Source organism: Streptomyces sp. ADI95-17 (assembly GCF_003846175.1).
Lineage (GTDB): Bacteria > Actinomycetota > Actinomycetes > Streptomycetales > Streptomycetaceae > Streptomyces > Streptomyces sanglieri.
Map to the genome: position 1 here is coordinate 496,488 of NZ_ML123050.1, position 18,042 is coordinate 514,529.

Sequence of the window (18,042 nt, forward strand, 5' to 3'; positions counted from 1 at the left end):
CCGGGCACACCGGCTCGTTAGAATCGGGGCCGGTCGTTGCTGGTGAGGGTTGTTCCCGGGGGTGCGGATGGCTGTCGAGATCGACCTGCCGCTCGGCGAGGGCGCCGATCCCGAGAGCCGGGCCAGAGCCGATGCCGATGCTTTCCGGCTCGCTTCCGAGCTCACCGAGATCGGCAACGAACGCTTTCTGCGGGCGGCACTGCCCGGTCCGGCACACTTCCACCACCGCAGCACCGGCCGGCTCATCGGCCGGCCCGGTCGCGATCCGGAGGCCGGCGAACCCACCTCCAGTCTCCTGCTGCGCGCGATCCATCTGTGCTTCACCGCCCACCTCCCCCTGAGCCTGTCGCCAGACCTGCTCTGGTACGCGATCGTGCACGAGACGGCCGTCCACATCCGGCTGAACTCCCGTACGTATGAGGGGGTGTTCACCAGCACACCCGGCGATCAGCAGGAGATCGCCGTCCGTGACGATCTGGCGGCGTTGGACTGGGGGCGCTCGATCGGCCTGGTCCAGCGGCCGTTGCGTACCCGGATCGGCGACGAGGTGGCCGATCTGTTCCAGCCCACGTTCTCCACCACCACCCCCGCCGACGCCACTGCCGCCCTGGTGGCGCTGATGGACGCGGTCAGTCCCTATTACCGATTCCGGTGGATCTCGCTCTGCGGCATCCCCCGGATCAGGCTGGAGGGCTCCGGCCGGGACTGGCGCCTGCTGGCCGGCCGCGTACGTGAACTGGAGGAGTGGTTCGACGGCCTGCGGCCGTGGTTCAAGGCCCTGCGCCCCGTGTTGGACGCGATCAGTGCGACGGCTTCGGGGTGGGGAGCGGACAAGGACTTCTGGCGTTCGCTGTACAAGTGGGAGTCGGCGTCCGGCGGGGACCGGGTAACGGGTTGGATCACTGCCTTCTTCGCCCACCGGTACACCGACGACGGACCCGTTCCGAAGAAGTCGTTCGGCCCGGGGGCCTCCGTGGAGGAGGAGTTTCCCTCGCACCTCTCGCAAGTCCCGTTCCGCTGGGAGACGCCGGCCGGGGATCACCGGATGGCCTTTCTCGGGGGCGTGCTCGGTATCACCCGTGACGGTGAGTGGATCCGCCCCCGGCTCGGTCATGCCGTGGTGGAACTGCTGTCGGCCGACTGCCCGGACCGTGAGCGCCCGGCGGACGAGCGCGCGGGTGACGAACGCAGGGGTGACGAACGCAGGGGTGACGAGTCCAGGGGTGACGAGTCCAGGGGTGACGAGTCCAGGGGTGACGAGTGCAGGGGTGACGAGTGTCCGCACCTGCCAGTCAGCGCGGACTGACAGACCGGTCGGCAGTCCTGGTGTCGGTCAGCGTTTCCAGGCGGTGCAGCAGCTCCTCGACCGCCTCGCGCGCGGGCGCCTGATCCCCGGGGCGGACCGCCGGCCATGGGTGTCCCGAATGCCTCGCGACGTACGGGGCGGCCGGCACTCCGCCCGGTTCGACGAGCACCCGGCGGGCACGGGCCGGGTGGCCCCGCCGGCCGCGCCTCTTCCCCAGTCCGTCGCAGTCGACGACACTCGTCGCAAGATCACAGCACTCTGCGACGGGGGAGATCGGGGTGGGCACATGCGAGGTCTCGTACTGCGGCTGGCCGGGCTCAATGCCGGGGCGGAGAGCGCCATGCGGCTGATCGGCTTCTTCGACACCCTCGTCGAACAGCGGCTCGGGCTCGACGGGGTACTGGGGATGGCGGCCCGGGTCGCCGAGTGTCCGGTCGGTCTGGCCGGGCCCGGTCCCGACGGTCTGACCGCCGGACCGGACGGCAGTACCCGGCCGGGCGGTCCTCCTCCGGGCGCGGCCGTACGGGAGCTGCGCGGCGGGCAGTGCGCCTGGCTGGCACGTGAGGGTGAGCCGCAGCCCTTCGACGGGTTGCTCCTGGAGCGGCTGGCGCTGGCCTGCGACACCGTGCTGAGCCGTCGCGGGAGCGAGGCGGTGCCGCTCGACCCGGCGCTGCTGGAGACCGCCATCAGCTCCACCGCCCCGCTGCCCGAACGGGCGCGCGCACTGCGGTTGCTGGGTTTCGCGCCTTCGGGCCCGTTCACTGTCCTGGCCGTCGACGGCGGGCACGGCCCGCAGGGACTGGCGCCGGTCCTCGAACGGCTCCCCACCACACCGGCGGGCCGGCGCCGCACGGCCGCACTCGGCCCGGTGCACGCGGTGGCCATGGCGGGCCCGCTGCCCGAGCGGCTGCTCGCCCCGGCGGGTTTCCGGATCGGGGTCGGCCCCCAGGTCACGGCGACGGAGGCGCCGCGTTCCTGGGAGGGTGCGTTGCGGGCGCTGCGGTTCGCGGGGACCTCGCGCTCGGATGTGGGGCTGGCCCCGGTCGCGCAGGAGCCCGCCATCTACCACTCCTCGCTCGGCGCCTTCGAGGTGCTCGCGAGGGAACTGTCCGGCCCGGCCATCGCCGGCATCGGGGACCTGGACGTCCTGGACGCGCTCGCGGCGGAGCCGGGCAGTGGCACGGAGCTGCTGACCACACTGGAGGTCCTGGTGCAGGCGGGTTCGCTGCGCGCGGCGGCGCGGGAACTGCACCTGCACCACAACTCGGTGGCGGTCCGGGTCGCCCGGGCGGAGGCCGCGCTCGGCTACGGGCTGGGCGAGACGGTGGGCCGTTTCCGCCTCGCGCTGGCACTCGCCCTGCGCCGGCTGCGGGACAACCCGGCGTAGCACCGACTGCGCGAGCAGCGCCGCAGAGAGGACGGGAGGGGAGAAAGGGGGCAGGGGAGGCCGTCGAACGGCCATGGCCCTGTCCCCTCCCCCTCCCCGGCGCAAGCCTCCAACCGGCGCGGACGGGGGCGGATCGCGCGCCACCCGGCTCATGACCCGGTCGGGGCGGCGGACCCAGACTGACGGACGTCAGCAGCGGTTCTCCCGGGCGGTCCCGTTCTCCGCCCGGGGCCGCTCCGTGCCGTCCGCCGGAGGCCCCCGTGTCCCTTCCCCTGCCCGTGGATCCCGAACTCGGCCCGTGGCTCGCCCTGTTGCCCGCTCTCGATGTCGGTGATGCCGCAGCCGCGCGGGCCACCGTAGAGGCGATGGGTGCCGCCTCGCCGCCCTTCGTCGTCCCCGAGGGCGTCGAGTCGAGCGAGCACCGCGTCCCGGGGGCCCCGGACGCCCCCGAGGTTCCGGTGGCGGTCTTCCGTCCGGTGGGGGCCGGGACCGCGCTGCCCGCCGTGCTCTATGTGCACGGCGGCGGGTTCATCCTGGAGGAGGGGGACGGGGACCGGGCCCTCGCCGCGCGCTGGGCGGCCGACCTGGGTGCCGTCGTCGTCTCCGTACGCTACCGCCTGGCCCCCGAGCACCCCTATCCTGCCGCCACCGACGACTGCTACGCGGCCCTGGAGTGGCTGGCCGGGAACGCCGCGGGGCTGGGGGTGGACCCGGCCCGGATCGCCGTCGCGGGGATCAGTGCCGGGGGTGGTCTGGCCGCCGCACTCTCCCTGCTGGCCAGGGACCGCGGCGGACCGGCGCTGTGCTTCCAGTTGCTGGACATACCGGAGCTGGACGACCGCCTGGAGACCCCCTCGATGCGGGAGTTCACCGACACACCGGTGTGGAACCGCCCCAACGCCGTACACAGCTGGCGGGCCTATCTCGGGGCGGACCGCGCCCCCGACGCCCCGGTACCCGCCTATGCCGCGCCCGCCCGCGCCGAGGACCTGACGGGGCTGCCGCCCGCGTACGTCGCGGTCAGCGACCTCGACCCACTGCGCGACGAGGGCCTCGACTACGCCCAACGCCTCGTACAGGCCGGTGTCCCCACCGAACTGCACCTGTTTCCCGGCACCTTCCACGGCGCGGCGGGCTTCGTGCCCGACACCGCCGTGACCCGCCGCATGACCGAGGGCGCGTTGGGCGCGCTGCGCCGCGGTCTCTCCGTCTGACACACCCCACTCCCCCGCAAGGAGCCGCACATGACCGACTCAGCAACCTCCGTACCGGAGTACGACGCACTCGTCGTCGGCGCCGGGTTCGGCGGCCTCTACGCCCTGTACCGGCTACGCGCGCACGGGTTCAGCTGCCACGCCTTCGAGACGGGCGACGACGTCGGCGGTACGTGGTACTGGAACCGCTATCCGGGAGCCCGCTGCGACGTCGAGAGCCTGGACTACTGCTACTCGTTCTCCGCCGAGCTGCACGCGGAGTGGGACTGGTCCGAACGCTTCGCCACCCAGCCCGAGATCCTGCGCTATGCCGGACACGTCGCGGACCGCTTCGACCTGCGGCCGATGATCTCCTTCGGGACTCGGGTGGCCTCGGCCGTCTGGGAGGAGGAGGGCAGGACATGGCTCCTGACCACCGATGACGGCCGCCGCGCCCGGGCGAGGTTCCTGGTCACCGCCGTGGGCTGCCTGTCCGCATCCCGCGTGCCCGACCTGCCCGGTCTCGGCAGCTTCGGCGGCGAGGTGCACCACACCGGTCGCTGGCCGCACGAGGGCGTCGACCTGGCCGGCAGGCGCGTCGCCGTCATCGGCACCGGCTCCTCCGGCATTCAGGCTGTGCCAGAACTCGCCTCAAAAGTCAGTCACTTGACGGTGTTTCAGCGAACTCCCAACTACAGCCTCCCGGCCCGCAACCGGCCGCTGTCGGGGCGGGAGAGCTGGCGGGCCAAAACGGAGCTGGACGAGCTGCGTACGTATGCCCGTACCGGATTCTCCGGCTTCTACATCGCCTCCACCGGCCGTTCGGCCCTCGATGTGGGCGAGGAGGAGCGCCGGGCCGCCTTCGAACGCAAGTGGGCCATCGGCGGGACCGAGATCATGTCGGTCTTCAACGACATACTGACGGACGGGAAGGCCAACGAGCACCTCGCCGAGTTCGTCCGCGAGAAGATCCGGGACGCCGTGGACGACCCGGAGACGGCACGGAAGCTCGTCCCGCTGGACTACCCCATCGGCACCAAACGCATCTGCGTCGACACCGGCTACTTCTCCACGTACAACCGGAAGAACGTCGATCTCGTCGACCTGCGGACCGAACCGCTCGTGGAGATCACCGAGGACGGCATCCGCACCGAAGCCGGCACCTACCCGGCCGACGTGCTGGTGCTGGCGACCGGTTACGACGCCATGACCGGGCCGCTCACCCGTATCGACATCCGCGGGACGGGCGGCCGGGCCCTGAAGGAACAGTGGGCCTCGGGACCGCGCAGCTACCTGGGCCTCGCGGTGGCCGGCTTCCCCAACCTGATGACGGTCACCGGACCGGGCAGCCCGTCGGTGCTGGTCAACATGGTGCGGGCGGTCGAGCAGCACGTCGACTGGATCGTGGACTGCCTGCGGCGGCTGCGCGAGGACGGGGTGGACCGGATCGAGGCGCGGCCCGAGGCACAGGACTCCTGGGTCGCCCATGTCAACGAGGTCGCCGACACGACCCTCTACCCGCGCGCCAATTCCTGGTACGTGGGGGCCAACGTGGAAGGCAAGGCACGGGTGTTCATGCCGTACGCGGGTGGGCTCAACCACTATCGGGAACGGTGCGAGGAGGTCGCGCGGTCCGGCTACCGGGGCTTCGCACTCGGTACGGGGGTGTCGGCATGAGGCGGGACACACTGAGGCTGGACGGGCGCTCCGTCGTCGTCACCGGCGCGGGCCGCGGCCTCGGCCGGTCCTACGCCCTGGACCTCGCGAGGCGCGGCGCCCGTGTCGTCGTCAACGACCTGGGGACGGCGACGGACGGCACCGGGAGCCAGGACGCGGGCCCGGCGGCGCGGGTCGTCGAGGAGATCCGGGCGGCGGGCGGGACGGCCGTCGCGAGCACCGCGGACGCGAGCGGCGTCGAGGGGACGCGTTCCCTGATCGCTCTGGCGCGCGCCGAGTTCGGCTCGGTCGACGGGATCGTGGCGAATGCCGGAATCTACCGGCCGGGGCTGGACTTCACCGACATCGACGAGGCGCTGCTGGAGCGGATGACGGCCATTCACTCCCTCGGTGCCTGGCGACTGGTACGGGCCGCCTGGCCCCACTTCACGGAGCACGGCCGAGGCCGGATCGTCCTGGTCACCTCGTCGGCGGGTCTGTACGGCATGGCGGGGAACGCCGCGTACTCCCTGCTCAAGGCTGGGATCGTGGGGCTCACACGGACGCTGGCCGCCGAGGGCGCCCCGTACGGCATCCGTGTCAATGCCGTGGCCCCGGTGGCCTGGTCTCGGATGTCGGCGGCGACCGAGGGCGTCTCGCAGGAGGTGCTGGAGCGTATGCGGGAGGAGGCGCCGCCCGAGGCGGTCGCGCCGGTGGTGGCCGCGCTGCTCGCGGACGAGGTGCCGGTCACGGGCGAGGTGCTGAGCGCGGGGCGCGGCCGGGTGGGGCGGGTGCTGACGGGTGAGACCCCGGGCATCCGCTCGGCGGACGGCGGTCCGCTGCTCGCGCAGGACCTCACCGAACGGATCGACGAACTCCTCTCCGTGGACGGGGTGGTGTACCCGGCCTCGGCGCACGAGACTCCCTGATCCCCGCGATCTCCGCGAGTGGAGTCGCGGGGTGGGGTGGGGTGAGTGGCGGGGGGGCTTCCTCCGCCACTCACCCCTGCGCACACACTCAAGCCTGCCCGGTGAGGAACCGGCGGGCGCCGCGCAAGGTCGTACGGAGCCGGCGCCGGGTGGCGCGGCTGTCGAGGCGGATGTCGAGCCCTCCGGGAAGGGAGCTGCCGGCCCGCAGGCCCGAGGGCAGGCGTGCGGCGTCGAGCCCGTCGCGCCGGGCGATGAGAGTGCCCAGTTCATGGCGGCTCATGGCGTCGGATCCTGCCAGATGGTGAACGCCCGTCGAATCCGCGGTCGCGAGTTCCAGCAGGGCGGCGGCCAGATCGGCGACATGCACCGGGCATCGGATGTCGTCGGTGAACAGGACGCCGTCGCGGCTGCCGGCCGCGAGTTCGTGCACCGCGCGTACGTGCTCGGACCGCCGGTCGTCGCCGATGATCAGGGAGGTACGGGCAATGACCGCGTCCGTGTGCACGAGACGGACCCCCGTCTCCGCCGCGGCCTTCGCCGCACCGTAGGGAGTCAGGGGGTCGGGGCGGCAGGCTTCGTCGTAGTGGACGTCGGCGCCGGAGAAGACCGCGTCGCTCGATACATGGATCAGCCGGCTGCCGTACTTCGCCGCGGCCATCGCCAGGCGGACGGGGCCCTCCGCCGTGACCGCCCAGTCGGCTCCGCCGCTCGTCGCGTTGACGATCACGCGTGGTGCCACCCCGGCCACGACCGCCTCGACGCGACCGGAGGCTCGCAGGTCGAGGGCGTGCCAGGCGATATCCCCGGCGCTGCCGGGTCTCGTCGCGAAGGTGGCGGCCGTCGGGTGCCCCGCCGCCACCGCCTTCCTGACCAGCTCGCTGCCCAGGAATCCGCTGCCGCCAACCACCAGGAGTGTCATGACGCGCCACGGTAGAGGATCCTCCCTCCGGCCGTGGCACCCGGATCCGGTTGCTGGCGGGCCCGGCCGGGCATGCGCACACCCGGAAAAGAATTTTGCACAACGCGCAAACTTGCATAGCATGCACTTCATGAGTGCCGACACCACCGCCAGCGTCGACGACACGGCCCTCGGGCTGCGCGAGCGCAAGAAGCGCGCGACGCGCAACGCGCTGGCGGACGCGGCACTGCGTATGGCTGCGGACCGCGGGATCGAGAACGTGACCGTGGAAGCGGTCACCGATACGGTCGGCGTATCCATGCGCACCTTCTTCAACTACTTCGCGTGCCTTGAGGACGCGATCACCCGCCCCGCCCAGGACAACGCCGAGCGGACCCGTAGGGCGGTACTCAACGCGCCGGACGAACTCACGGCGCTCAACGCCCTGCGCGAGGCGATCGGCCAGGAACTCGCCCACATCGAGGAGGACCACGAACGCTGGGAGCTCCAGATGGCGGTGCTCAGGACGAGCCCCTCGCTGCTGCCCAGCTTCCTGGCCGCCCGGGGTGCGGACGAGCGCGCGCTGATCACCGCCGTGGCCGAGCGCCTCGGCCAGGATCCCGAGTCCGATCTCCACCCCAGGCTCCTCGCACACGTGGCACTCGCCGCCGTGCGCGCCGCCGTCGAGCTCTGGGTGGCCTCCGGCCGCACCCGTACGTTCCAGAGCATCTACCACGAGGCGTTCGCCTCGCTGGCCGCCGGCCTGAACGACTGAAGCACAAACGACTGAAGCACATCCGAAGGCCCCGCACCGGGGCCGTTCACCCGAGTCACCAGAGAATGAGGAACGCCAGCCGATGAGCGCTGCCGTCACACCCGAAGCCGGCACGGCCGGTGCGCCCGAGGGGGCCGCACCAGCCATGACGCGTCGTCAGATACTCCAGGCCATGTCGGGCCTGATGGCCGGCATGTTCGTGGCCATCCTGGCCTCCACCGTGGTCTCCAACGCACTTCCCCGGATCATCGCCGACCTGAACGGCACCCAGTCCTCGTACACCTGGGTGGTCACCGCCGAACTTCTGGCGATGACGGCGACCGTCCCGATCTGGGGCAAGCTGTCCGACCTGTACGACAAGAAGCTGCTCATCCAGCTGTCCCTCTCGATGTTCGTCGTCGGCTCGCTCGTCGCCGGCTTCTCGCACAGCGTCGGTCTGCTGATCGTGAGCCGTGTGGTGCAGGGCATCGGCGCCGGCGGTCTCACGGCGCTCGCCCAGGTCGTGATGGCGGCGATCATCCCGCCGCGTGAACTCGGCCGCTACTCCGGCATCTTCGGCGCCGTGTTCGCCGTCGGCACCGTCGCGGGACCGCTCATCGGCGGTGTGCTCGTGGACACCTCCTGGCTGGGGTGGCGCTGGTGCTTCTTCATCGGTGTGCCGTTCGCGCTGCTGGCGATCGTGCTGCTCCAGCTCACCCTGAGGCTGCCCACGGTCCGCAGAGAAGTGAAGATCGACTATCTCGGCGCCGTCCTCATCATGAGCGGGGTCAGCGCACTGCTGCTGTGGGTGACCCTCGCCGGCAACCGGTTCGACTGGGCCTCGTGGCAGACCGCCGCTCTGGTCACCGCCGGTGTGGTCCTGCTGCTCGCCGCGGTACTGGTCGAGTCCAAGGTCCAGGAACCGATCATCCCGCTGGACATCTTCCGCAACCGCACGGTGGCGCTGACGACCGTGGCGAGCCTGCTGGTGGGCGTGGCCATGTTCGGTGGCACGGTGTTCCTCTCCCAGTACTTCCAGATCTCGCTCGGCAAGACGCCGACCGCCGCGGGTCTGATGAGCCTGCCGATGATCCTCGGTCTGATGATCTCCACGACCGTCGCCGGGCAGATCATCTCCGCCCGGGGCAAGTGGAAGGGCTTCCTGATCGCGGGCGGCATCATCATGACCGCGGGCATGGGCCTGCTGTCCACGATCAGCGCGGACTCCTCGTTCGGGCTGCTCAGCGTCTACATGGTGGTGCTCGGTGTGGGCGTCGGCATGCTGATGCAGAACCTGGTGCTGGCTGCCCAGAACGACGTACCCGCCTCGGAGCTCGGCGCGGCGACCTCGGTGCTGTCGTTCTTCCGCAGCCTCGGTGGAGCGATCGGCACGAGCGCGCTGGGCGCCGTGCTCAGCCACCGGGTGGCGAGCGAGATGGCCAAGGGCTTCGGCGGGGCGGCGGACAACGGGGGCGCCGGCCACGGCGTTCCCGACCTCTCCAAGCTTCCCGAACCGGCCCGGGAGATCGTCGAGCACGCGTACGGGGTCGCGACCGCGGATGTCTTCCTGATCGGAGCCCCCTTCGCGTTCCTCGCCCTGATCGCGGTGCTGTTCATCAAGGAGAAGCCGCTCAAGACGCAGAGCGGCATGGCACGGCTCGCGCAGGAGAACGCCGCTGCGGTGGAGTCGACACACTGATCCCGCAGGGACGCCGAGACCACTGGCCCGCAGCGATCGGCCGATCGCTGCGGGCCAGTGGTCTCGTCCGTCAGTCGGTGGAAGGGGCCGGCCAGGCGCCCGACGGCGCTCCGCGGTTGGGTTTCTTTCCGGTGGAGCGGTTGCTGATGAGCGCCTGCCGGATCTGCGCCGCGGTCGCCCGTGCGTGTTCCGAGGTGGAGATCGCCTCTGCCGTGGCGGGGACGAAGCGGTGGGCCGGCCGCCGGCAGTACGGGCAGGACGCTCCGTCGGCGAGGAGGTAGCCGTCCTCGCACGCCCGGTTCGAGCAGCTGCTGGGGCGTACGAGGGCCTCGGCGATCTCCTGGGGCGCCCAGCGGCGACGGTTCTCCTCGTCGCGTTCGTGGATCGCGTGCGACCAGCGGTTGCTCCAGCGCCTCTCGATACGGTCGAGGAGCTGGGCGGCCGTCCGGTGCTTGAGCTCCTCGAACAGGATGTCGGGCAGGGTGCGTGGAACCCGGTGCCCGAGCGCCTGGAGCAGCGGCTGGGGAAAGCCCTGCATGATGAAGCGGATCGGGTCGTTGCCCGGGCTCTGCTTCCACTGCTGGCAGTGGCAGACTCCCCCGTCGGGCAGCGGGCTGTGGCAGCGGGTGCACAGTCCGCGGCAGTCGACGCAGATCCCGTCGTTGAGCCCGTCCAGGTGTGACGCGGGCGCTCTGCCGCATTCGCGGCAGCAGGCCGCGCACAGCCCGCACAGCCGCTCGTTGCCCTGCTGGGTCGTCCAGTTCCGCTGCTGGCAGCGGCAGCACAGGCTGGTGTTGCAGTAGTCGCTGTGCTCGCCGTTGTGCCGGCCGAGGGGAGCGAAGGACATGGTGCTTCCTCTTTTCGTGCCCGCGCACGGTGTTGCTCCGTACAGACTACGGGCTGCCCGGCCGTGCCCGGTGGCCAAGCGCTCAGGCGTCCTCCTTGATGAACCGGCGCAGTTCCTGGGCGAGTGCCGCCGGATTGTCCATGGGGACCAGTGTTCCGGCCTCGGGGATCTCGACGTACCGCCCACGCGGCAGCAGTTCGGCGAGGCGCCGTCCGGTCCTGTGCGGCACCATCCGGCCTTCCGCGCCCCAGGCCACCAGTGCCGGCCGGTCGAAGTGCCGCAACCGTTCGGCGGCCCGCAGGTAGGTGTCCTTCTGGGTGGAGCGCAGAAAGCGGGCGAGGTCCCGGCGGAGCCGCGTATCTGGAGCTGATCGGCAGTCTGTTCGCCGACCCCGAGGCGGATCCGGCAGCCGCCACCGTCGCCGCCTTCACCGGCGCGGCCGAGACTCTCCGGGAACTGGACTTCACCGACCCGTGCCCGATCGCCACCGTGGCGCTGGAGGTCGCCAGTACGCACGAGGCGCTGCGTCGCGCGACGGCGGACGTCTTCGCCTCGTGGATCGAGGCCCTCGCCGGCTTCTACGCCAGGGCGGGCATCGAGGCGGAAACCGCCCGGGACACCGCGGGGTCGGTGATCGCCCTGCTGGAAGGGGCCTTCATGCTCGGTCGCGCGGCCCACGACACCGCTCCGGTCCTCGCCGCGGCCAGGGCATCCGCCGCGATCGTCCGCGATGCCCTGGGCCGGGCCGGGTAGCACCGGGCCCGGGCGGGGCCATCCGGCCGTCAGGTGGTGGCCAGGAGCAGGTCCTCGCCGCTCGACGGGCGAAGTCCGTCGGCCCGATCCGCGAAGTAGCGCTCGGCCAGCAGCGATCCCGGAACGTGCCGGGCGTCCGCGAGACCCGCTTCTTGAGCCAGTGCCAGCATCTCCTGCGGGGTGTAGAAGCTGACGAACGGCGTTCCCGATGCCCGGGCGCCCTCTTCCGACTTCTGGAGTCCGGGGCGGTCGGCGTCGTCGAGCAGTTCGGTCGGCAGCAGAAACGTCATGGCGAGGGTCGAGCCGGGAGCGAACGATGCGATCCGGCCCAGGGTGGCCGCGGTGGCGTCCCTGGTGAGGTACATCGTGACGCCGGTGGAGACGACGACGGCCGGCCGGGCCGGGTCGAAGCCTGCCGCGGTCAGCCGCTCCGTCCAGGAGTCGTCGGCCTCGAAATCGACCGGCACCAGTCTCAGCCCGTCGGGGATGCCATGGCCGAGTTCGAACAGGCGTCGGCGCTTCCATGCCTGGGGGCCGGGCCGGTCCACCTCGAAGACCCGCAGCCGGGAGGCGATCTCCGGCCTGCGCTGGGCGAAGGTGTCCAGGCCGGCACCCAGCACCACGTACTGGTCGACACCCTGACCGGCCTGCTCGACCACCAGGTCCTCGATGAAACGGGCACGGGCCACGACGGCCGCCCGGAACCCGCTGGTGGTGAGCGGGTCCATGTCCGGGCGGCGGCGCCAGCCGTCGTCGGGGGCCGCCAGCCGCAGGCCGATCTCGTCCTCGAACACATGGGGCGGAGAATCGACCTGAACGTGCATCGCCCGCCAGAGTGCGACCCGCACGGCCGTGCTGTCCGGTGCCTCGGTCCGCTGGTCTGCCACGACGTTCTCTCCTGACCGCCGCTCGCGGCGCTCGTTCGCCGGGCCCCTTCGGCCGCGGGCGTACCCCCATGGGAGACGATGCACGCTACTCGTACCGGCCGGGCCGTGCGACGCCGCACCGGGCGAAATCCGACAGGGCCGCGTCCGATTTCCGCCAGCACCCGGACGGGCGTCTGCGGATGCTGGAGCCATGACCACGACCTACGAGGTGCGGGCCATCGACCCCACCGTACTGAAGCAGCTTCGGGAGCGGGACGACGCCGGTCGTGCCCGGACGCCCGTCACCGATCCGGAGGGCGGTGCCCCGCTGCGCTGCTGTCTGCGGCACAGCGAGGCGGGTGAGCGGATCGTCCTCGTCTCGTACGCGCCGTTGCGGCGCTGGGCGGCGGAGGCGGATGCCGAGCCCGGACCGTACGACGAGTGCGGTCCGGTCTTCGTCCACGCCGAGGAGTGCGACGGAGCGGCTTCCGGCACCGTCTACCCGGTCGAACTTCACGGTGCCCGCCGGGTGTTGCGCGCCTACGACGATCGGGGGCACATCCTCGGCGGGCGGCTGATCGAGATCCCGAAGGAGCGGGCCGCCGAGGTGGACGACGCGCTGCACGAGGTCTTCTCCGATCCGGAAGTGGCCCTCGTGCACGTCCGTGCGGTCGAATTCGGCTGTTTCATGGTCGAGGCGCGGCGCCGGTAGGCGAGGCGGAGGGTGCCGCTCCGCGCAGCCACGCGGTCGGGTGGCGAGTGTCCGACCGTCCCTGCGGAGCCGGTGACGGCTGAGGCCACCGCTTCGGTCCCGGGCCGTCCGGTTGCGGCCATGCCCATCCGGTGTGGGCCGTGGTGGCGTGCCGCCCCATCTCCCTCGGCCGGGCGTCGGCCCCGGCGGCCGGAATCATGCGCCTGCACCGCCGACAGCGCGGGCACATGTTTCCGGCGCCGCTGGGGGTGAGGAGCACTCGGGTCTGCCACAGCCTCGTCCGCCGACGCTGCGCAGTAACTCCACCTCCCCAGCGGCACTCCCAGCCTGCCGCACGACACGGCACATCGGCGCACGTCGAACCGCAGGTCGGTACACGTATCTGCGCCGCCGGACCCGTCTCACCCCGATGGCGTCGGCATACGTACCGGCGTTGGGACGGGTATACGTACGGCTGTGGGGCGCGGCCGTGACTCGTCTTCGTCCGGGTCCGAGCACGCTCGCCGCTCACCGGTCTGACGTGGATATTTGGTGGCAGGCACGACCGCCGGTGGTGATGATCACGGCATGCATGTCTTCCTGGAGACCGAGCACCTGGTGCTGCGCCCGTTCACCGACACCGGCAGCGACGTCGATCGCCTGTTCGCGCTGGAAAACGACCCCGATGTCATGCGCTTCATCAACGGCGGCCGGCCGACGAGCCGCGAGGCGATCCGGGCACGGACCCTGCCGCGGCTCCTCCACGACCATCCGTGCTTCGGCACCCGTGGCTACTGGGCCGCCGACGAGAAGACCACCGGGACGTTCCTGGGCTGGTTCGCGTTCCGCCCGCTCGACGAACAGAGCCCGCTCGTGGTCGAGCTCGGCTACCGGCTGAACAAGGCCGCCTGGGGCAAGGGATACGCCACCCAGGGTTCGCGGGCCCTGATCGACAAGGGGTTCACGGACCTCGGAGTGCAGCGGGTCACCGCGAACACGATGACGGTGAACACGCGGTCCCGACGTGTGATGGAGAAGGCCGGGCTGTCGTTCCTCCGGAGCTTCACCGAGGACTGGCCGGAGACGATCCCGGGTTCCGAGCATGGTGACGTCGAGTACGAACTCGTCCGGGCCGGCTGGGAGCAGAAGCGGGAGCAGCGCCGGTAGCCGTCGATGTGCCGAGTCGGCCGGCGAACCGAGCAGCCGGGAACCGGCGGCCCGTCAGCGGTTCGCCGAACTCAGCGGTTCGTCGGAATCAGTCCGTGGCCGCGCCGTCATGGTCCTCGGACTGCTGCCGGGCGCGGCTGAACTCGCCGGTGCCGACCCGGGCGGCGAGGGTGTCGTCGGGGCCGGAGAGCAGGGAGCCGTAACCGGTGGCGGCCCACAGGCTGCGTTCGGCGGGCACCTCGAAGTAGGGAACGGTACGGCCCCGGTCCCGGACCGCGAGCACCTGCGGCGAGCGGCGGGCGCGCAGGGCCTGGGCGCAGTCCTCGCAGACCGCGACATCCACCCGCTCCCGGCGGCCGAGCGGGCGCCAGGTGGTCCGGCGGACGGCGGTGCCGTGCCGGGGGTCGAAGAAGCACAGCGGGAGCCCGGGGGCCGGGACCAGGGCGGAGCGTCCCTCGGCGACCAGGGCCAGCACTCCGACCAGGTCGGGGAGGCCCCGCGCCGCGTCCAGCACCCGGCCGGCCGCGTCGTAGGCGTCCAGAGCACGGCTCAGGCCCGGGGTGTCGGAGCCGTCGGCCTGTTCCACGGCCTCGCCCAGGGCGAGCAGTTCGGCGGCGGCCCGACGGCGCAGCCCGGCCTCGTCGGCGGCCTGGTCGGCGGCGAAGACGGCGTCGGGGAAGCTGAAGACGGTGTGCCGGGGCGAGCGGCGACGGCGCAGCACGAAGGCGGCGCCGGCGACGGCGAGGACCAGCACCGCGACGACCGTGAGCAGGGTTGCCGAGCCGCCGCCGGAGGCGTGCTCCTCGTCCTTCGGCCGGGCCGAGTACTCCTTGTCGATCCTGGCGGTCTCGGCCTCGTAGACCGCGGTGCCGTTGCCGGCCTTGATCAGTTCCACGGCCTTGCCGACCCGGGCGGCAAGACCGGCGTCGTCGAGTTCCTTGAGGAAGCCGACGGCGGAGACGGCGTCGCGGGTCTGATGGGTGTCGGTCGGCCACTCGGTGCCGTTGAGCCACTTCCCGTACTCGTCGGTGGTGATCAGGATCAGCTTCTGCTCACCGAGCCGTTCCTTGACCACCGCGGCGAGGGTGCGGGCGTCGCCGTCGAAGGCGTCGCCCTTCTTCAGCGGGACCAGCACCACCTTGATCGGCAGGCCGGTCGCGGCGATCCGGTCGACCAGGGCCTGCTCCTGGGCCGGGTCGACCGCGGCCGCATAGGACGGGTCGACGTGGACTGGGTCCGTGGCCAGCGACTCGGCGATCGTCGCGGCGGTCGGTCCGGTACCCGCGGTCTCCGCCCGGGCGGGGGCGCCGGTGCCGAGCAGAGACGTGCAGGCCAGCAGCAGCGCGGTCAGCAGTCCGGCGGCGCGGCCCCGGGAACCGCCGGCCGGGCGGCAACCGGTCGGCCGGCCACTGCTCAGGTGGTCGTTGGTCGGCCGGTCGCCGGCCGGGCGGTGACTGGTCGGTCGGTCACTGGACACTGGCGGACTCCCTGGCCCTGAGGATGAGTGCTTCGAGCCCTTCACGGGCGGCCGGCAGGACCTGCCCGGCCTCGTCCCAGGCGGTCCGGGAACGGCTGTCCGCCCCAGGCAGGCCCAGCAGCCGTTCAGCGGCTTCCCGTTCGCGGGCGGCCCGGTCGGCGGTGCTGCGGTTGGCGCCGCTGCCGCGGAGGGCGTGGTGGCAGGCGGGACACAGCCGTGCGGACCTGGGGCCGATGCCGGTGCCGGCGAGCCATCCAGGGACCTTGCCACCGGTGGCCTCGCCGTGCAGCGGGTTGAGCCGGCAGAGGCTGGGTTCGAGTTGTCCCTGGAGGGCGGCGAGCCCGGCCCGGGCGAGCACCGCGACGGCGGCCAGGTTGCCCGCCTGCGTGATTGCGTCCGGGTGCTCGTCACCGGAGTCGGCCAGCAGTCCGGCGGCGTCCAGGCAGTCCCAGGCGCGGGCGCGGCCGGGCGCGTCCTGGTCGGCGGCGGCCAGCCGACCGGTGAGTTCGCGGACGTCGGCGGTGGCCCAGGAGCGCAGTTGCCGGACGGACGGCAGCGCTGTGGTGTGCCGGGGCCCGGAGCGCTGCGGCGGCGAGGGGTCGGCCGCGTGCTCGCGGCGGGAACGCAGCACGGCCCGGGCGATGGCGATCACCAGCCAGGCGATCAGCAGCAGCACGCCCAGCAGCATCGTGCCGAGCATGATCCCGGGGCCGAAGTCGCTGCTGAACAGGCCGGGCAGCCGGTTGTCATGGAGCGGGGGCAGCTCGGTGTCCTGGGTCGCCGAGTCGTAGCCCTTCTCCGGCCGGGCGGCGGCGACGGCGTCCAGGGTCCGTTCCAGGCGCGGCACCACCCGCAGGTCGCCGTCCCTGCGGTACTCCGGGTAGCGGACGCCGGACGGCAGACGCATGAAGCGGCGGGAGGAGTCCTGGTCGGTACCGAAGGTCTCCAGGTCGATCCGGCCGGACACCGGATCGATCAGCACGTAGACGCCGTTCTGGCCGGTGCGTTGGTGGACCCGGGCGAGCAGGGTGCTGCTGTCGCCGCCGCTCTCGTCGTCGCTGCCGGTCGTCGTGGCCAGTACGTGCACCGGGCCCTTGGGGGCGAGTCCGGCGATCCGCTGCCGGATCGTGGGGAGGTCGGCGGCGGTCAGCACGTACGCGGTGGACGGGTCCTGGTAGATCGGTCCGGCGGCGAGCCCGGCGGCGACTTCCTCCACCCGGGCGTTCAGGTCGTCCTGGGTGACATCGAGATACGGGCTGTCGACGGTCTGCGGGAAGACGGTGGGCGCGGCCAGCACCACGGCGACCGCGGCGGCCACCGCGGCCACCACCGTCACGGGAAGCACACCGCGTCGGCGGGAGGCGGGCCAAGTGGCGCGGGCCGGAGCCTTCGACTTCGCAGCGGCCGTGCCGGAGCCCTTGCCCGTTCCCGTACCGGAACCCGTGCCCGATCCCTTGCCGGAACCTTTTTCCAGGCGGACGGCCGGGGCCTGCGAGACGGCTTCCTTCTTCGTGCCGGTCGGCTGCGACCGGTCGGAGCGGCGGCGGGAGAGCCGGATGCCAAGGGCCAGGACCAGACCGGGGATCACCACCACGGCCAGGCCGAGCAGCAGGTTCTGGTTCTGCCGGTCGGTGGAGCTGATGTACAGGTCGGGCTTGCCGTCCTCGTGGTAGCGGTCGTACAGCTCGTCGGCCCTGGCGGCGGCCCGGTCGTGTCCGGAGGCGATCGCGTCGGCGAAGGACTCGAACGCGGCGAGCGGGCCGGCCCCGTACGGGGTGCCGTACAGGGCGATGCGGCCGGCCTCCTCGACCGGGACGTCGACGCCGAACGCGGAGGCGGTGATGCTGCTGTGGTCGCTGATCAGCACATACAGCCCGTCCTCACCGAGCCGGTCGTGCACCAGGCCGAGCAGCGTGGCGTCCCCCGCGGGCAGCGCCAGCACGTAGGTGGGCACGCCTGTGCGCTCGGCGAGGGCGGCGATGTCCGGGGCGAGCGAGCGGGGCAGTCCGCGTGGACGGTCGGCCGAGACGTAGACCGGGTTCCGGCGCAGTTCCGCGGCCAGGCGCTCGGACTGGGTCTCGCCGTCGGCGGGCCGGCCGTTCGGTGTGGCGGTGGCGGTCGCCCTGGGCGTTGCCGTGGCGCTCGGCACGGTGCCCGGTTCGGCCGCGACGGCCGTTCCGGCGCTGCCGAGCAGCACGAGCGCCGCGAGTGCCGTGCCCGCCCGGGCCCCGAACGTCCCGCTCCGCCTCCATATCCCTGACAGCGTCCGCATCGGTGCCTCCCCCTGGTTCGGCCGGTCACTCTACCGGCGCCGGGTTCCGGTGCGTACGGATACCTCCTGGTCCGGGCGGCGCGGGGCGGTCGGACCGGCGGCGGCAGGGGACGGGACGGCCCGGCGAAGACGGCGTGCCGGGGCCCG

16 protein-coding genes are annotated in these 18,042 nt (G+C 72.2%); 10 read left to right on the top strand and 6 right to left on the bottom strand.

Annotation, left to right across the window (positions count from 1 at the left end; all coding sequences use genetic code 11):
• Positions 1–67 precede the first annotated feature (67 nt).
• The 5 genes from EES42_RS33095 to EES42_RS33120 all read left to right on the top strand — a co-directional run bounded on the left by EES42_RS33095 (position 68) and on the right by EES42_RS33120 (position 6,471).
• Positions 68–1,306, top strand: a complete 1,239-nt coding sequence (locus tag EES42_RS33095) for a DUF4419 domain-containing protein (RefSeq protein ID WP_206433722.1) — start codon at positions 68–70, stop codon at positions 1,304–1,306.
• Between the two features lie 286 nt (positions 1,307–1,592).
• Positions 1,593–2,693: a helix-turn-helix domain-containing protein gene (locus EES42_RS33105; RefSeq protein ID WP_124721900.1), complete on the top strand. Its 1,101-nt coding sequence runs from the start codon at positions 1,593–1,595 to the stop codon at positions 2,691–2,693.
• Between the two features lie 260 nt (positions 2,694–2,953).
• Positions 2,954–3,907, top strand: a complete 954-nt coding sequence (locus EES42_RS33110) for an alpha/beta hydrolase (RefSeq protein WP_124721901.1) — start codon at positions 2,954–2,956, stop codon at positions 3,905–3,907.
• 30 nt (positions 3,908–3,937) lie between these two features.
• Positions 3,938–5,563 carry a flavin-containing monooxygenase gene (locus EES42_RS33115; RefSeq protein ID WP_124721902.1) on the top strand — a complete coding sequence of 542 codons (1,626 nt, stop codon included), beginning with the start codon at positions 3,938–3,940 and terminating at the stop codon, positions 5,561–5,563.
• A complete protein-coding gene (locus EES42_RS33120; RefSeq protein ID WP_124721903.1) occupies positions 5,560–6,471 on the top strand; it encodes an SDR family NAD(P)-dependent oxidoreductase in 912 nt (303 codons plus the stop codon). The genes EES42_RS33115 and EES42_RS33120 overlap by 4 nt, the downstream gene beginning before the upstream one ends.
• A gap of 88 nt (positions 6,472–6,559) precedes the next feature.
• Here EES42_RS33120 and EES42_RS33125 read toward each other — a convergent pair whose 3' ends face one another.
• Positions 6,560–7,390, bottom strand: coding sequence for an SDR family oxidoreductase (locus EES42_RS33125; protein ID WP_124721904.1), 831 nt, complete (start codon positions 7,388–7,390; stop codon positions 6,560–6,562).
• 130 nt (positions 7,391–7,520) lie between these two features.
• On the opposite strand from EES42_RS33125, the gene EES42_RS33130 reads away from it, so the two are divergent.
• On the top strand, positions 7,521–8,144 hold the full coding sequence (locus tag EES42_RS33130) for a TetR/AcrR family transcriptional regulator (RefSeq protein ID WP_124721905.1): 624 nt from the start codon (positions 7,521–7,523) through the stop codon (positions 8,142–8,144).
• A gap of 82 nt (positions 8,145–8,226) precedes the next feature.
• Positions 8,227–9,822 carry an MDR family MFS transporter gene (locus tag EES42_RS33135; RefSeq protein WP_124721906.1) on the top strand — a complete coding sequence of 532 codons (1,596 nt, stop codon included), beginning with the start codon at positions 8,227–8,229 and terminating at the stop codon, positions 9,820–9,822.
• Between the two features lie 70 nt (positions 9,823–9,892).
• On the opposite strand, the gene EES42_RS33140 is transcribed toward EES42_RS33135, so the two are convergent.
• Positions 9,893–10,669 carry a hypothetical protein gene (locus EES42_RS33140; RefSeq protein WP_124721907.1) on the bottom strand — a complete coding sequence of 259 codons (777 nt, stop codon included), beginning with the start codon at positions 10,667–10,669 and terminating at the stop codon, positions 9,893–9,895.
• An 82-nt stretch (positions 10,670–10,751) separates the two neighbouring features.
• Positions 10,752–11,078 (bottom strand): alpha/beta fold hydrolase, encoded by a 327-nt coding sequence (locus EES42_RS47665; RefSeq protein ID WP_323186646.1) that lies wholly within the window; start codon positions 11,076–11,078, stop codon positions 10,752–10,754.
• A gap of 80 nt (positions 11,079–11,158) precedes the next feature.
• Here EES42_RS47665 and EES42_RS33150 point away from each other — a divergent pair, with 80 nt between their 5' ends.
• A complete protein-coding gene (locus EES42_RS33150) occupies positions 11,159–11,422 on the top strand; it encodes an LmrA/YxaF family transcription factor (protein WP_206433726.1) in 264 nt (87 codons plus the stop codon).
• Positions 11,423–11,451: 29 nt separating this feature from the next.
• Here EES42_RS33150 and EES42_RS33155 read toward each other — a convergent pair whose 3' ends face one another.
• Positions 11,452–12,309 carry a class I SAM-dependent methyltransferase gene (locus EES42_RS33155; protein WP_124721908.1) on the bottom strand — a complete coding sequence of 286 codons (858 nt, stop codon included), beginning with the start codon at positions 12,307–12,309 and terminating at the stop codon, positions 11,452–11,454.
• Between the two features lie 190 nt (positions 12,310–12,499).
• On the opposite strand from EES42_RS33155, the gene EES42_RS33160 reads away from it, so the two are divergent.
• Positions 12,500–13,000, top strand: a complete 501-nt coding sequence (locus tag EES42_RS33160; protein WP_124721909.1) for a DUF1203 domain-containing protein — start codon at positions 12,500–12,502, stop codon at positions 12,998–13,000.
• Between the two features lie 567 nt (positions 13,001–13,567).
• Positions 13,568–14,146 carry a GNAT family N-acetyltransferase gene (locus EES42_RS33165; protein WP_124722214.1) on the top strand — a complete coding sequence of 193 codons (579 nt, stop codon included), beginning with the start codon at positions 13,568–13,570 and terminating at the stop codon, positions 14,144–14,146.
• 88 nt (positions 14,147–14,234) lie between these two features.
• On the opposite strand, the gene EES42_RS33170 is transcribed toward EES42_RS33165, so the two are convergent.
• Both EES42_RS33170 and EES42_RS33175 read right to left on the bottom strand, forming a co-directional pair.
• Complete coding sequence (locus EES42_RS33170) at positions 14,235–15,623, bottom strand: hypothetical protein (RefSeq protein ID WP_241196747.1); 1,389 nt, start codon at positions 15,621–15,623, stop codon at positions 14,235–14,237.
• A complete protein-coding gene (locus tag EES42_RS33175; RefSeq protein ID WP_124721910.1) occupies positions 15,613–17,895 on the bottom strand; it encodes a hypothetical protein in 2,283 nt (760 codons plus the stop codon). Before EES42_RS33175 ends, EES42_RS33170 begins: the two co-directional genes overlap by 11 nt.
• Positions 17,896–18,042 lie beyond the last annotated feature (147 nt).